The 13,709-nt window shown below is 65.8% G+C and carries 15 protein-coding genes; 10 read left to right on the top strand and 5 right to left on the bottom strand.

What is annotated here, in order from left to right:
- Positions 1-23 precede the first annotated feature (23 nt).
- Entirely contained in the window at positions 24-1,031 is a 1,008-nt protein-coding gene (locus tag ACFQWG_RS10920) for a LacI family DNA-binding transcriptional regulator (protein WP_380975232.1), read from the top strand.
- A gap of 24 nt (positions 1,032-1,055) precedes the next feature.
- Here ACFQWG_RS10920 and ACFQWG_RS10915 read toward each other — a convergent pair whose 3' ends face one another.
- The gene (locus ACFQWG_RS10915) at positions 1,056-1,538 is read right to left on the bottom strand and encodes a DUF5680 domain-containing protein (protein WP_380975231.1); all 483 of its coding nucleotides are present in this window, start codon (positions 1,536-1,538) and stop codon (positions 1,056-1,058) included.
- 137 nt (positions 1,539-1,675) lie between these two features.
- Here ACFQWG_RS10915 and ACFQWG_RS10910 point away from each other — a divergent pair, with 137 nt between their 5' ends.
- The 8 genes from ACFQWG_RS10910 (at position 1,676) to ACFQWG_RS10875 (ending at position 9,742) form a co-directional block, all read left to right on the top strand.
- Positions 1,676-2,461 (top strand): class I SAM-dependent methyltransferase, encoded by a 786-nt coding sequence (locus ACFQWG_RS10910; protein WP_380975229.1) that lies wholly within the window; start codon positions 1,676-1,678, stop codon positions 2,459-2,461.
- A 485-nt stretch (positions 2,462-2,946) separates the two neighbouring features.
- On the top strand, positions 2,947-3,744 hold the full coding sequence (locus tag ACFQWG_RS10905) for a GntR family transcriptional regulator (RefSeq protein ID WP_380975227.1): 798 nt from the start codon (positions 2,947-2,949) through the stop codon (positions 3,742-3,744).
- Positions 3,745-3,925: 181 nt separating this feature from the next.
- A complete protein-coding gene (locus tag ACFQWG_RS10900; protein WP_380975225.1) occupies positions 3,926-4,903 on the top strand; it encodes a phosphoglycerate dehydrogenase in 978 nt (325 codons plus the stop codon).
- 56 nt (positions 4,904-4,959) lie between these two features.
- Positions 4,960-5,895 carry a dihydrodipicolinate synthase family protein gene (locus tag ACFQWG_RS10895; protein ID WP_380975223.1) on the top strand — a complete coding sequence of 312 codons (936 nt, stop codon included), beginning with the start codon at positions 4,960-4,962 and terminating at the stop codon, positions 5,893-5,895.
- Positions 5,896-6,185: 290 nt separating this feature from the next.
- Positions 6,186-7,580, top strand: coding sequence for an FGGY family carbohydrate kinase (locus tag ACFQWG_RS10890; protein WP_380975221.1), 1,395 nt, complete (start codon positions 6,186-6,188; stop codon positions 7,578-7,580).
- A gap of 2 nt (positions 7,581-7,582) precedes the next feature.
- Positions 7,583-8,548 (top strand): AEC family transporter, encoded by a 966-nt coding sequence (locus tag ACFQWG_RS10885; protein ID WP_380975219.1) that lies wholly within the window; start codon positions 7,583-7,585, stop codon positions 8,546-8,548.
- A 44-nt stretch (positions 8,549-8,592) separates the two neighbouring features.
- Entirely contained in the window at positions 8,593-9,303 is a 711-nt protein-coding gene (locus ACFQWG_RS10880) for an NAD(P)-dependent oxidoreductase (protein ID WP_380975217.1), read from the top strand.
- Between the two features lie 310 nt (positions 9,304-9,613).
- Positions 9,614-9,742 (top strand): hypothetical protein, encoded by a 129-nt coding sequence (locus tag ACFQWG_RS10875; protein WP_380975215.1) that lies wholly within the window; start codon positions 9,614-9,616, stop codon positions 9,740-9,742.
- Positions 9,743-9,788: 46 nt separating this feature from the next.
- Here the strand turns inward: ACFQWG_RS10875 and ACFQWG_RS10870 are convergent, their stop codons facing one another.
- On the bottom strand, positions 9,789-10,124 hold the full coding sequence (locus tag ACFQWG_RS10870; protein ID WP_380975213.1) for a hypothetical protein: 336 nt from the start codon (positions 10,122-10,124) through the stop codon (positions 9,789-9,791).
- 397 nt (positions 10,125-10,521) lie between these two features.
- Entirely contained in the window at positions 10,522-11,232 is a 711-nt protein-coding gene (locus ACFQWG_RS10865) for a class I SAM-dependent methyltransferase (protein WP_380975211.1), read from the bottom strand.
- Positions 11,233-11,426: 194 nt separating this feature from the next.
- Between ACFQWG_RS10865 and ACFQWG_RS10860 the strand changes: the two genes are divergently transcribed.
- Positions 11,427-11,666, top strand: coding sequence for a hypothetical protein (locus tag ACFQWG_RS10860; RefSeq protein WP_380975209.1), 240 nt, complete (start codon positions 11,427-11,429; stop codon positions 11,664-11,666).
- A 96-nt stretch (positions 11,667-11,762) separates the two neighbouring features.
- Here ACFQWG_RS10860 and ACFQWG_RS10855 read toward each other — a convergent pair whose 3' ends face one another.
- Positions 11,763-12,197 (bottom strand): GNAT family N-acetyltransferase, encoded by a 435-nt coding sequence (locus ACFQWG_RS10855; protein ID WP_380975207.1) that lies wholly within the window; start codon positions 12,195-12,197, stop codon positions 11,763-11,765.
- A complete protein-coding gene (locus ACFQWG_RS10850; RefSeq protein ID WP_380975205.1) occupies positions 12,181-13,635 on the bottom strand; it encodes a L,D-transpeptidase family protein in 1,455 nt (484 codons plus the stop codon). Before ACFQWG_RS10850 ends, ACFQWG_RS10855 begins: the two co-directional genes overlap by 17 nt.
- Positions 13,636-13,709: the final 74 nt, after the last annotated feature.

Here is a 13,709-nt window from a genome sequence, read left to right as displayed (position 1 = left end):
CATCGAGGAAAGGGCGTGTATCGATGAGCACGATCACGGACGTGGCCGCGCTCGCGGGGGTCTCCCCCTCGACGGCGTCGCGCGCCCTGCGCGGGAGCGGCCAGATCTCCGCGGCCACCCGGGCGAGGGTCGAGGAGGCCGCTCGGGAACTGGACTACGTCGCGAACCCCTCCGCGGTGCGCCTGGTCAACGGGAGGACGGATGCGATCGGGCTGGTCGTCCCCTTCGTGACCCGGTGGTTCTTCGCCCAGGCGGTGACGGGGGCCGAGGACGTGATCCGCGGCGCCGACCACGACCTGCTCCTGTACAACCTCGGCGGTCCGGACGGGCGCCAGCGGTTCTTCGAGCGCATGCCGCTGCGCAACCACGTCGCCGGGGTCCTCGTGCTCTCGCTCGCCCTCAGCGAGAAGGAACGCGCCCAGCTCGCCCAGATGCGCGTCCCCCTGGTCACGGTGGGGCATGACGCCCCGGGGGCCAGCTCGGTGATGATCGACGACAGGGCGGCGGCGTCCACGGCCGTCCAGCACCTCCTCAACCTCGGGCATCGGCGCATCGGTCTGATCGGCGGGCTTCCCGAGGACCCGATGCACTTCACGTCCTCGGCGCTGCGCGCGAGGGGCTACCGGGAGGCGTTGACCGCCGCCGGGGCGCCGGTGGACGAGACGCTCATCGTCCCTTCTGACTACACGATCGACGGGGGCAGGCGGGCTGCCGTCCGCCTGCTCGCCCTTCCGACCCCTCCGACGGCGGTCTTCGCCATGAGCGACGAGATGGCGATCGGGGCCATCGACGCCGCGCGCTCGATGGGGGTGCGGGTTCCGGAGGACCTCTCGATCGTCGGCTTCGACGACCACGACCTGGCGGCCTTCTTCCATCTGACGACGATCCGGCAGCCGGTCCAGGAGGAGGGACGCGAGGCCGCCCGGATCCTGCTGCGGATGCTGTCCGCACCCGACGAGGCGGAGACGGCCCACGCCGTGCTGGACACCGAGCTCATCCTGCGGGCGAGCACCGCGCCGCTGCGGCGGTGACGCCCCCGCCGGGCACGTCTACGTCTAGACGACGAGCCCGCCGTGACATAGGAGGCGGTAGACCAGACGGCCTCCGGCGAGGATCTGCTCCTCCCCGCTGAATTGGGCGAGGTCTCCCTGCGCGGTGAAGGTGTAGCGCCAGTCCCCGACGTCGAGGACCGCGGGGCCGCGCACGGGGACGGCGGCGTCGGGGTCGAGCAGAGCGGGGCGGAGCACGCGCTCGTACACCTCCGCCGCGGTCCCGGGAACCAGCGAGACGCCCAGGTAGTTCATCGCCCACACGGGCCGCTCGTCTCCGCTCTGCTCGCGGCGGTGGACGACCTCCTCCCCGATGAATCGGAGTTGGCCGATGTAGGTGTCGTGGTAGATCCAGGGCCCGTCGCCGTAGTCGTAGTCGTGGGAGCCGGGGCGCAGCGGCGGCGCCTGGGCGGCGCCCGGGTCCGCGTAGGTGGCTCGCTTGGCGCGGACGAGGAACCGCCGGAGGCCGTCGATGTCGACGCTGGTCATGACGGACAGTGTAGAAGGCGGGCGGCGTCCCCTAGGGTGGGCGTATGAGCGATGATCAGCGCCGGGACCCCGCGCCCGACGGCGCCTGCTCCTGAGCGCTGGGTGAGAACCGGGCGAACTGGGACGACCGCGCCGAGGTGCACGCGGCCTCCCGGTTCTACGACGTCGACGGGTTCGTCGCCGATCCACATCGGATCAGCGATGTGGTCCGGCGCGATCTCGCTGTGCTGTCGCCGCACCTTCCGGGCGGGTCGGTGAGGGGAGCGAGCCTGCTGCACCTCCAGTGCCACATCGGCACCGACACCGTGTCGTGGTGGCGTCTGGGCGCGCGCGACGTCCACGGTCTGGATTTCTCGCCGAACTCGCTGCGGCATGCCCGCGGGATCGCGGCGCGCGCCGGCGCGACGCCGGGGACCATCACCTTCGTCGAAGGCGACGCGCGCTTCGCCTCCCGCGTCATCCGTCGCCGCTTCGATGTGGTGGTGACGAGCACGGGGACGATCGTGTGGCTGCCTGGCCTGCGGGAATGGGCGCGTTCCATCGCCGAGCTGCTTGAGCCGGGCGGCGTGTTCATGATCCGCGACGACCATCCGCTCCTAGGGGCGCTGGACTACTCGTCGTTGACGATCGCCGAGGACTACCTGAGCGGCGGTGGTGAGAACGTCTACGAGGCCGCCGGCTCCTACACCGACGGGCCCGCCACGATCGCGCACACGACGAACCACGAGTGGCGTCACGACCTCAGCGAGGTCGTCACCGCGCTGCGCGACGCGGGATTGGCGATCGAGGCGCTGGGCGAGCATTCCGTCATGGACTGGGCGCCGATCGAGGGCATGGTCGCCACCCCGGACGGCTGGGCGCTCCCCGAGGGATCGCCCCGGATCCCCCTGACCTTCTCCGTGGTCGCGCGCCGCCCGGCTTGACGGAGGCTCTGGAGGCCATCGAGGACGCGCGGTCCACCCCGGTGGGTCGTGCGGGGCTGTCAGGAGAACGGTGGATCTGGGACTGGTCTGTGAAGTCTCATAGACTCGTGGACGGCTTCGTGGTCGGGTTGTGTGCGAGCTTGGAGCACAGCCATGTGCCCGCCTGTGGGGGCGATCGCGAAGCGGCCGGGGAACGCTGGGAGCTGGGCGATCACGTCCCAGTGTGAGCGCTGCGGGATCAGCGGTTCGGCGTTTGACAGGATTCGGCGTCAGGCCGAGGAGCAAGGCAGTTCCCGTCATGGCTGGAGGAGCTCGTCGCCGCTTCGCGTTGACGAGGCGGCGATGTCGTGCGGATCGATGAGTGCGACTCCGTTTCTCGCGGGTCCCGGCAGCAAGCGTCTGGGTCGACGGCTTGGCGTCTGTTCGGATGTGTTGCGATAGGCTCAATCGGAATGGTCGGAATCAACCAGGGACGGAGTGACCACGTGAGTGAGTCCATCGACAAGACGTCGCCCGTTCCCTACTACTTCCAGCTCAGCGAAATCCTCCTGAAGGAGATCAAGGCTTCGGCGTTGCAGCCGGGCGACCGGGTGCCGGGTGATCATGAGCTCGGCCAGCGCTATGACGTCTCGCGGTCAGTGGTCCGTCAGGCGTTGGGAAAACTCGAACGCGACGGCGTGATCCGGCGCATCAAGGGGCGAGGCACATTCGTGGCGTCGCCGAAGACGAACCAGGGCATGTTGGGTGCTCTCACCGGCCTCTACGACGACATCATGCAACGAGGTGGCACGCCGGTCCGCAGTGACGTGCTGCGTCTCGAGGTCGAACCCGCGTCCCCGGAAGTCGCAGACGCCCTGTCGCTTCCCGAGGCCACGCCGGTCATGGTCATTGAGCGCGTGCGTTTCATCGATGAACGGCCCATGGTGCGGACGACCACCTACATCGACCAGACTCTGGCCCCCGGGCTGAATCACGAGGACCTGCGCAACACCTCCCTCTACGGCGTCCTGAGGGACCGCTACGGCATCAAGATGGCCAGTGCTGTCCGCACGATTGAACTGGGCTACGCCTCGAAGGAGGTCGCACGGAGCTTGGGCATCTCCACAGGTGCTCCAGTGATGGTCCTGAAGAACGTCTCCTACGATGACCAGCGACGTCCGGTCGAGACCTTCGTCAGCTACCACCGTGGCGACCTTGCGCGCTTCGAGGTTCGGCTTGAGGCTGGCAGTGAGATGCGGTCGCGGCCGAGTGTGCTCGCCACGGCGCAGTCCGGGGGCTTCTAGGACGAAGCGCGGGTCGGGAGCCATCCCGTCCATGCGAGAGCGAGCGCGACACAAACGGCAGCGTCCATCGGTTGAAACTCGTATCCTAACGACTTGACATCCTGTACGGACAGGCGGATAGGATGTGATGCGTGCAGAGGAGCATCGCACCCGAGGATGACGTGCAGCGTGGAGGAACAACATGAAGGTACTGGTGACGTCGCGGTCTTTCGGTCGCGAGGCGCCCGAGGCGATCCGGCGCCTGGAGTCTGCCGGTATCGAAGTCGTCAGAGCCGCGGCGCCGAATCCCGCTCCTGAAGAACTCGCTCGTCAGATCGAGGGTTTCGACGCCCTGGTCGTCGGGAACGACACGGTGAATGAAACCGTCTTCGCCGCCGATGAACGGCTGAAGGTCGTGCACATGAACGGCACGGGCCTCGACGGCATCGACGTCGAAGCCGCCACCCGGCACGGAGTGCTCGTGTGCAATGCCCCGGGTGCCAACAGAAACGCGGTCGCCGAACTGACGGTGGCGCTCATGCTGGACGTGGCTCGTTCGGTTCACCGATATGCGTCCGCCCTCGATGACGGCCGATGGGAACGTTCCCGAGGCGTCGAGGTCACGGGGAAGACCGTGGGCATCCTCGGTCTTGGACATATCGGCAAGCGCGTCGTCGAACTGCTGACCGGTTTCGAGATCGAGGCGATCGGATTCGACTCCATCCCCGACATCGCGTGGGCGGAGGCCGCCGGCGTCGAGCTGTGCGCCAGCGCCGACGACGTCTTCGCGCGAAGCGACTTCCTCGTCCTCACCCTGCCGCTGACGGAAGAGACCCGACACATCGTCAATGAAGCGACGCTCGACCTGATGAAGCCCACCGCCTATCTCATCAACACGGCCAGAGGGGGGCTTGTGGACACGGAGGCGTTGCGCCGGGCCGTCGTCGATCGCAAGATCGCGGGCGCCGCCCTCGACGCCTACGACCAGGAGCCGTTGCCCCCGGATTCACCCCTGTTGGGCCTGGGACTACTGCTCACGCCGCACCTGGCGGCCAGCTCACGTGAATCGGCCGCGAGTGTGTCCCGAATTGTCGCAGATCACCTCATCGACATTCTCCTCACCGGAGGGACCGGCCGTGCTGTGAATGCTTCGGAGGTCGCCATCCGGCAATCGAACTGACTCGAACACACGCGTTCCGAACATGCCTTTCCACATTCACACTAGGAGGGACAACAATGATTCAGGGTTCACTGGTTCCCAACATCACGATCTTCACGGAGGACGGAGATCTCGACCTCGCCCGCACCCGCTGGCACATCGATTGGATGTTCAGCAAAGGGGTTGACGGCCTCTTCCTCACCGGGTCGTACGGCGCCGGACCGCTGATGACGAACGAGGAACGAATCCAGATCTTCGAGCTGGCCAGGGAAGCAGCGGATGCGGCCGAGGGGCATCGCATCCTCCTTCCCCATGTCGGCTGCATCGACACGAAAGACGCAGTCATTCTCGCCAAAGCGGCAGAGAAAGTGGGCGTTGACGCCGTCGGCGCCGTTCCTCCGTTCTACTACAAGCACAATGACGCATCGGTCATCGAGTACTATCGCCAGATCATCGAGGCCGTGGACGTTCCCGTCTACGCCTACAACAATCCCCAGACCTCTCGGTACACGATGAGCCTGCGAGTGGTCGACGAGTTGAAGAAGCTGGGTCTTGCCGGCCTCAAGGACAGTCCGTTGAGCCTCGGCTTCATCACGCGAGTGGCCTATGAGGCGCAGGAGAAGGGCGAGGATTTCCAGGTCATCATGGGAACCTCCACCGGGTGGCTTCCGCTCTATTACATGGGGGTGCGGGCCGCGATTGCAGGAATCAACAACTGGGCACCGGAGATCATGACGGAGCTCGTCCGCGCAACGGTGGCGGGAGAAGAGGCGCGGGCGCGCAAGGCCTACCTGGTGATGATGGATCTGTCGGAGAAGCTGCACTTCACGGACTCAACGATCGCCTCGCACATGGCCCTGTATGCTCGCGGCTTCGAGGCAGGATTCCCCCGTCAACCCATGCTCCTGCCGGAGTTCAGCGATCCGAAGTACCGCGAGCTTCACGACGTCATCAAGAGGGGATTCGACGCCCTCGATCTCGAATTTGAGACAGGAGGGCATGCGCTCGGCTGAGCCGCTTTTCTCACATCGGGCGCCCGGTCATGAGTGGATCGGGCGCCCGGGAATCCGGGCCGCGTCGAAGGGCCACGGAGTTCACCCGGCTCGGCCTGCCGCCTCGCGCACCCGCGCCCTATTCGGGACGCAGGGACGGGGCATCTACCGGTGTGAAAGCGCGACAAATTCAATGAGGAATACACGCTGAAATGCGACGGACACAGGTGTCCGGACCGGGATAAAAGGCGTCCGGTGCGGAGTTGTCTGTCTCGCGCAGATCGGCGTGAACGCAAGTCCTGGAGGATTCAATGAGTGAACGTGCGCCAATGGACGAAGTGGCTGTCGGCCTGGATGTGGGGACCAGCGGGCTGAAAGCGACGGTCTACCGTCTGTCCGACGGGGAGATCGTCGCCAACCGGAAGTTCCAGTACACGGAGCCCGAAATCGGGCCGGGCGTGTCCCGGGCCCGGCGCTACCTGGAGGTCGTGGTCGGTGCCATCCGCGCTGTGGGCGAGACCTACCGGGTCGCCAGCGTTGCGCTGTCGACCCAGATGTACTCGTTCGTGGCACTGAGAGGCGGCGAAGAGGTGATCTATCAGTGGAATTCCGTGTGGCCCGACGATGAGAACGCCTATGCGGCGCTGAGCGCCTCGACCGAGGTGTCGGGCTGCCCGCCTGCCAGCCTCTTCCCGTCCTACAAGATCCTCGTCGCCCGGCAGACACAACCTGACCTGGTCATTCTGCCCTACGGACTCCAGGAGTACCTGGCTGAGCGATTGACCGGACGCCGCGTGGTCGATCGCTGCTGCGCTTCCGCCAGCGGTTTCCGTAACGTCGTGCAGGGCGTGTGGAACGAGTCGCTCCTGGAGGCGGCAGGGCTGAAGGCGGACGCCATGCCCGAGGTCGTGGCGTTCAACCAAACGGTGGGGCCCATCACCCATGAAGGTCTCACCGATCTCGGCACGATCCAGTTCGCCACCGGACTGGGAGACGGTCCCTCCGCCTCGTATGCGACGTACGGGATCGCCAACATCACGGCGAACATCGGGACCTCGATGGCAGTGCGCTCCTTCGTCACCGACGTGTCCAATCTGGACTTCTCGAAGGTGTGGACCTTCGAGATCGCCTCAGGCATGTGGGTCGCGGGAGCCATCAGCTCCAACGGCTGCGCGGTCCTCGACAAGTTCCAAGACATCGGTTTCCTGCATGAAAACGAGATCGATCCAAGCCGAGTGGACAACTCGATCCAGTTCTTCCCCTGGGAGAACGGGGAACGCTCGCCGTACTGGTCGGCGAGCCTGCGGGAGACTCTCGTGGGCGGGCATCTGCGATCGACTGACGAAGACTACGGCGCGGCAGTGGAGCGGGGCGTCGCCTTCACCGTGACGCGAATGTTCGAAGAGATCAACGACGTCAGCACCGACTCGGAGATGATGTGCGTCGCCGGAGGCGGCGCGAACTCGGACGTGCTGATGGCCTATCTTTCCGGGTCCCTGCCCGTACGGATCGGGTTGCTCGAGGACTTCGACTACCTGGGTGCCCGGGGGGCCGCGTACGCAGCGGCCGAGGCAATCGGCGCGGAGGTGAAGCGGGTCGACGAGATGAAGAGGGTTGTCGAGCCAACCCACCGCTACCGCGAGGTCTATGAGAGTTGGCGCGCCGCCGCCGATAAGTTCGCAGCCTTCTACACAGGAAGAGAATGACCATGTCCCTCGATCTGACGGCCGGAATCGGCAAGATCATCACTATCGTCCTTCTGATCGGCGTGGGATTCCTCGCTCGGAAGAAGAACATCATCACGGCCGAATCGAAGAAAAGCATCACGGATCTCGTCCTCGGATTGATCATCCCCATTGCGGTCTTCAACTCCTTCCTCTCGGACTTCGACTGGGAGAAGTTGCGGAACTCCCTTGTCCTTCTGCTGATCGCATTGGTGTACTACCCGATCCTCCAGTTCGTTGTCTCCAAGATCTTTTTCGGGCGCTACCCGAAGGATGAAGCCAAGAGGCGTCTCTTCCAATTCGGCATCACCTACTCGAACGCGGTGTTCATGGGATTGCCATTCGCGCAGGCATTGTTCGGGAGCGACGGTTTGTTCTACGCCTCGGTGTTCAACCTGCCGTACAACGTGTATCTGTGGTCGATGGGATACGCGGCGCTCACTCGCCAGCCGATGGACAAGAAGGGGATCAAGAACACTTTCACGAACCCAGTGATCATCGCGTGCCTTCTGGGCTACCTGTACTGGCTTGTGTCGGTGTTGATTCCCGATCAGGTGATCACCGCGTTGGCGCCCGTGTTCGACGTCTTCGCCACGATCAGTGGGGCAAACACCCCGATGTCGATGATTCTGATCGGCGCGATCGTTGCTGAGGCACAGTTCATCAAGATGCTCAGGGACAAGGACATCTGGATCTTCTCTTTGGTCAAGCTGATCGTCGTCCCGGGCCTGCTCTTCGGCGTGCTGTATGCGCTCGGCTTCCGAGGCTGGATCGTGGCCGTCCCCACCGTCATCGCCGCGATGCCGGCCTGCGCCACGGGAGGGATCCTGGCGGCAAAGTTCGACATCCAGAAAGAACTTTCGGCGTCGATCATCACCTTCACCACGATGCTTTCGGCATTGACGGCGCCGATCTGGCTACTCGTCCTCCTGGCAACGGTGGTGCAATAGAGCAGGAGGCGCCCTCCTGGGGAGGAGGGGCGGCTGCGGCCCTGTTGCAGACAGGGCCGCAGCCGGCTTGTCGTCCTGATCGGCCCGGCCCACACCCAGGTCCCGGTGGTCCGGGGCGCGACCGTGAAGTTGGTCTTCGCCCGGGCGCCGTCGATGCAGTCGTCAACGGCGCCTGGAGTCGGCGCGGCGAGTTCGTCGGCCCCGAGATCCACGGTAAGACCGTCGGGGTCATCGGTTTCGGAAACATCGGTGCACGCGTCGGCGCCATCCTCCGAGAGGGATTCGGCGCTCGGATCCTCGCTCATGATCCATTTTTGGACGATGACACGATTGCCAAGCGGGGAGGAAATCCCGTCACTCTAGAGGAGCTGCTCTCGCGTTCCGATCTGATTTCCTTGAACTCGTCGGGTACGTTCGATAACCGACCGATCCTGGGGGAGACTGAGTTCTCTGTGATGAAACGCGGTGTCTTCATCGTCAACACATCTCGTGGATCGCTCATCGACGAGGCCGCACTGAGTTCCGCTCTTGATGATCAGGTGGTCGCTGGTGTCGGACTCGATGTCGTGTCGAAAGAACCTGCAGATTCTTCGTCAAATCCGCTCGTCGGTCGCGACAACGTCTTGGTGACGCCGCATATCGGAGCGTATTCGGTCGACGCACTAGGGCGCATGGGAAGCAACGTCGTCCATGACATCGTTGCGGTTTCCGAGGGCCGCCTGCCGAATGAGACTGTTCTCCCACCTCAGCGTTGAGGGCGTCTCCGGGGTCTTCGCTGGAGCAGCGGCGTAAGGCCCCTATCGCCCTGTTCCGGCAACCCCTGTGGCGATCCACATGCGTCGTGCGGAGGCGCTCGGCCGCTCGGTCGCGCCAGTCTTCGTCGGGCCTGACTTCGTTCACGGGTGGCCAACTTGCGATCGCGTAAAGGTTTGTGGCCTCCGGTTTCCCGGCTTTCGGGCTCTTCGCAGATGAGCGGATGGGTGGCTGAGTGCGTCGTTGGCGGGGTGAGAGTCGAGGCCTTTCGATGATGGGAGTTCCTACGCTGCCCATCCGGAGGACCTCGACGTGCTCCGCGCCACCTTCGCGACACCTGACCTCATCGTGTTCTCCTGCTTCGATGACGTGATGACCTGGCAGCGGCGATCGCTGGCGTCGTTCTCCCCGGTGATCTACCTGGACGCGATCATCGTGTAGGTCCGCGACGGCGCGAGCTATTGTCAAATCCTGTGGATGGGATGTGTCAGGCGGCTCGCTGTTGGTCTCCTGGTTCGAGGTCCACCGGGTGGGCAGCGTCGTGTGTGTTCTGGTCGGATCCCTTGAGGAGGGTGCCTTTCTTGAATTCGACGTCGGTGCGGACGAGGGAGATGAGTTCGGGGGCCGTGATCCGGCGCCAGTAGGATTGAGCGCCCTGCGTGAGTTTGAAGGCCATGGCGACGCCAGCGGCCCTGGCGTGGTCCTTGTCCTCGGCGTCCCAGATGTCGGCCAGCGTCTTCTTGGCCGAGGGATGCTGGGATTCCGGCAGCGCCCGCCAGAACCCCAGCGCTCCGTCCCCTACCGCCAGGATCGGGTCCTTCATGTCGCGCCTGCGGCAAGTCGCGCAGCAGGCCCCCCACGACTCAGCGGACTCGCGGAATCTTCCCGGAGGGCGACGAGCGTCCTTGACGCCGTCGCTCCTTATCCTGATTGTTCCTCCGGGATCCGATGATCTTGGTCATCTGGGCTTATAGCCTTTCCTTTCGGTCAAGCCAGTCCCAGATCCACCGTTTCCCCGACAACCCCAGTCCGGATCACGACTGGCGTCCCGCAGCCGACGCCTCGAACTGGCGACCGGTAGATCGCCACACGGACCCTGGGCAGTACCCTCATCGATGTTGACGAAGCGAAGCCGCCCCCGGAGGCAAGAACTGCGGCGCTTACTTCCGTTCCTTATCGGATACCGCCGACAAACGCCTCAACTTCTGTGCATTCTTCGTTCATGCTCGATGAGCGACACAGAGTCCGGCCGTGCAGGGAAGCCAGTAGACGCCCTCGTCAAGATCAGACGAGAGCGCCTTGGTCACAAGCTCCCGTACCCGGGTCTGTGTGGCCGGGCTCTGCGCGGCGAAACGCTCACTCCGGGATCCGATACCGGCGAGGAAACCGGTCCACAGGGAGTCGGGCGCCACCTGCCAAGTCCACGTGATCTCTTCTACCGAGTCGACGCACAGCCCCGCTGTTCGAGCGATCCCGCCCATTCCTTCGGGTGTCCGAGGAAAGTCGAGGTCGGGTGGCAGTCGCAGACCTGCTGCGGGCGGTGCCCCGACGCGGTCCAGCGCCTCGCCGAGGGCCTGGACATGGGGCGCGGCAATCTCGGTCCAGATCGTGAAGACGATGCGTCCTCCCCGATGGAGAACGCGCCGCAGTCCGCGGAGCGCCGCTCGGGGGTCGGAGAGGTGGTTGATCACGAAATTCGCGACGGCCGCGTCGAAGGTGCTGTCACCGATCCCGTCAAGCTCAGGCAGTCCAGCATCCAGGACCACGGCATTTCCGTGAGTGGTAGCGGTGGTCAAAGCCCGCATTCCGGGGTCGGGATCGCAGGCTGTCACCGACAGATCCCGGTTGATCGCGGCCTTTGCCAGGCGCCCGTCACCGCACCCGACATCGAGCAGTTTGGCTCCCGGTTGCACGCCGGCGCGGTCGAGCACCAAGGGGATCGTCCCTTCGCACAAGCCTGCAAATGAGCTGTGATACGTGAGTGCCTTATGCCGCCATATTGTCACGGCGCTTATCTTATGTGAATCCCTTTGGGTTTTGTGGGGACTCGGTCTATGGGATTGCATCCGCAAGAATGGGATTATTGGTCGCAGCATAGAACGCCGTTTCGAACTGGGTGGGCGTGGTGGCGCCGAGGCGGGCCGAACGTCATCCAGGTGATCCCCCGACCCGCACCATCCGCGACAGCGGCTCTGAGATCGTCGTCGACCCCGATGAGCACAACGGGCTCTGCTCCGTCTCCGCCGCGCAGTGCCAGCACATCCACTCTGTTGCCACGACGCGGGTGAGCGCATGGATCGGCAACGTGGACCCGGTCATGCTCCGGCAGGTCCGGAACACCGGGGCGATCCTCGTCGATGCCTGAGAGTCGGGCTGTTCAAAAAGAGAACGGTGTCGCTGCCGCAGTTGGTGACCGGCGGTGACAGGCCGTCGGCGCGCTACCGGTCCTCCGGAGTCCCGATCACCGCTCCAGCGTCACCCATTCCTCATCGCGCACGTACCCGAGGGCGCGATTGACCGCGATGATCGCCGTGTTCTCGGCGGCGCCGCCGGTGCGGAAGACACGCACGTGGCGTTCGAGCAGGGCGAGCACCGATGCCGCCTTGACGGCCCGACCCAGGCCCAGGCCCCGGTGGCCCGGGCGCACGACCGTGAAGTCGGTCTCCGCCCGCGCGTCGGCACTCACGTCGACGTAGGTGATGGCCAGCAGCAGGCCGCCCTCGTCGAACACCCCGGATCCGAACCGGTGCGGTCCCGGCGCGGCGCGCACCGGGGTGAGCGCCGGGTGACGTGTCGCATCGCCGCCTGGGTAGTCGCTGAGGGTCATCTGGTCGAGGGCGAGCAGCCCGGGCAGCCGGGGATCGGTGACGGCGACGATCTCAGTAGTGGCTGACAACGGTGGTGCCGATCTCGGCCCAGTCGTAGATCCACTTCGCCTCGTCCACGGGCATGTTCACGCATCCGTGGGAGCCGCCCGGCCCTCCCCAACCGAAGGAGGTGCGCCACGGCGCGCCGTGGAGCGCGTAGCCGCTGTAGAAGTACGTCGCCCAGGGGACGTTCGGCGTCACATAGGGCGTGCCGTCCAGGTCGTTGCCCCGCATCGTCTCGGAGGCGACCTGGCGGGTGACGTGGTACGTGCCGGTCACCGTCTCCAGCCCGGGCATGCCGGGCACCATGGACACCGGGCCGCGCACGATCGTCGCGCCCTCGTAGGCGGACACCGTGTAGTTCGACAGGTCGATGTCGATCCACTTCTCGCCGGGAGCCGCTTGGTAGACCAGGTTCTCCGCGCCGTCGGCGATGAGTTGCGTGGTGAACTCCTGCTCGACCCGGTCGTAGTCGAAATCGCCGGAGAACGACTGCCCCTTGCTCAACGAGTCGAAGACGGCCCGAGCGACGACATCCGCGTTGCTGACCTTCCAGCCGGGTTCGCCGGCCGAGGCGACCGAGACGACATCCCCGCGGGAGTTCACGTTGTTGACGCCCGCCACCGGATCCTCGTTGCTGGACTCGCCGGTCTTGAGGACCCAGGCGGCCACCTTGTCCCGGTCGAACGCCGGGGTGCCCAACGCGTCGGCGCCGCCCTCGTCACCCGGGGCGGGGATCGTCACCCAGGAGGCCTTGTCGGCGGGAGTGGCGGTGAAGTCGGTGATGCCGTCCGTCAGCGTGACGTCCAGGGCGACGAGCGCGTTGGCGGCGTCGGCGGCGGCCCGGGCGTCCTCGGTGGTGACAGCCGGCTGGACCTCCTCGGGTCGGAGGGCGACCGTCTGCGAGGCCAGGGTGGAGGCGGCGGTCCCGGCGGCGTCGGCGAGAGGCGAGGCGTCGAGGCGGATGCCGGGCGATGCGGGAGTGGCTTGGAAGGACGTGCCATCCTCGGCGAGCGCCACCGTCGCATCCTGGACAGGCGTCCCGGCCGCGGCGGAGAGGCCGTCGGCGAAGGAGGCGAGGGCCGCCTCGTCCGTTGTCGCGACGGCGGGGACGTCCCGGTGGGAGACGAGCGCGCGGAGGCGGCCGGCCACGGAGGAGTTGGGCTCGAACGCGGCGGCCGCCGTCGCCTCCGCGTCCACCGAGACGCCCAGGTCGGCCAGGGAGGCGGTGGTCGTCGTCCCGTCGACGTCGACCGCGACCGCGATGCCCTCGGCGCGCTGGCGGAGCGCGTCGGCGACCTCCTGCTGCGTCTGGCCGGTCACCGCGACCCCGGCCACCGTGACGCCCGGCAGCGCGTGGTCGGCGAAGTAGGCGGCGTATCCGGCGGTCGCCCCCGCGACGAGGACGACTAGGCCCGCAACGACCCCCAGGATCCACTTCATCCGGGTTGACAGGGTTCGCATCATGGCATCGATGGTAACGGTGAGCGGGGGCAGCAGGCGCACGGCGTCATCGACGGCCCACGGCCTCCGGGGGGCCG

This window comes from Schaalia naturae (genome assembly GCF_042665795.1).
Lineage (GTDB): Bacteria > Actinomycetota > Actinomycetes > Actinomycetales > Actinomycetaceae > Pauljensenia > Pauljensenia naturae.
The sequence above is the reverse complement of the archived record's forward strand: the minus strand, read 5'-3'. Positions and strand labels throughout refer to the sequence as shown.